Source organism: Shewanella sp. SR44-4 (genome assembly GCF_014163715.1).
Lineage (GTDB): Bacteria > Pseudomonadota > Gammaproteobacteria > Enterobacterales > Shewanellaceae > Shewanella.
The window spans coordinates 1-569 of the sequence record NZ_JACJDU010000143.1 but is presented as its reverse complement, the minus strand read 5'-3'; the positions used below and the strand labels follow the sequence as shown (position 1 = coordinate 569).

At 37.3% G+C, this 569-nt stretch carries 1 protein-coding gene; it reads left to right on the top strand.

The genetic code is table 11. From position 1 onward, the window contains the following. A partial coding sequence (locus H5125_RS21795; RefSeq protein WP_220487401.1) for a DUF6795 domain-containing protein occupies window positions 1–456 on the top strand: 456 nt, incomplete at its 5' end. Window positions 457–569: the final 113 nt, after the last annotated feature.

Genomic DNA, 569 nt, shown 5'->3' with positions numbered 1-569 from the left:
AGAGCATATATTGGGATTTTTGCATTCCTGTGTCTGATTGTCGCCGTTAGTTGCTACTCGGAGGAGTCAATGTTTAGCATGTTTAAAAAAGTCGATGTCGAAGTATTTCCTGAAGTGATAGGTAGTTTGACCTTTAAAGGTAAGCCCTCAACAGACGTTAAGCTAAAAAGAGGTTATAAGTATTCTGGTGTAATGGAAGAAATAGAATGGGATTACACCACGACTGACGATGAAGGAAAATTTAGCTTTCCGGAAATTATTTACAGTACAAATCACCCTAACAAGCCTTTCGCCGAAACGCGTGTTGCGCAAGCAATAAAAGTCGCAGAGGGTGACTATACAGACTCTTTTCTTTGGTCTTCTGTAACTAAAGGTGAAAAGCATATTCCTCTATTAGCCGAAAGATTAGTGCAGTTAAATTGTGACTTATCCAATGAAGCTATTTGTTGTGGTTGAATTAGCCGGACACTTCAATAAAGGAATATAATAATGCCATTATTGAGGTGAATATGACTAAACGAATAAATAAACAATATCCAGATGATTTTAAACAAGAAGCTGTCGCTTTG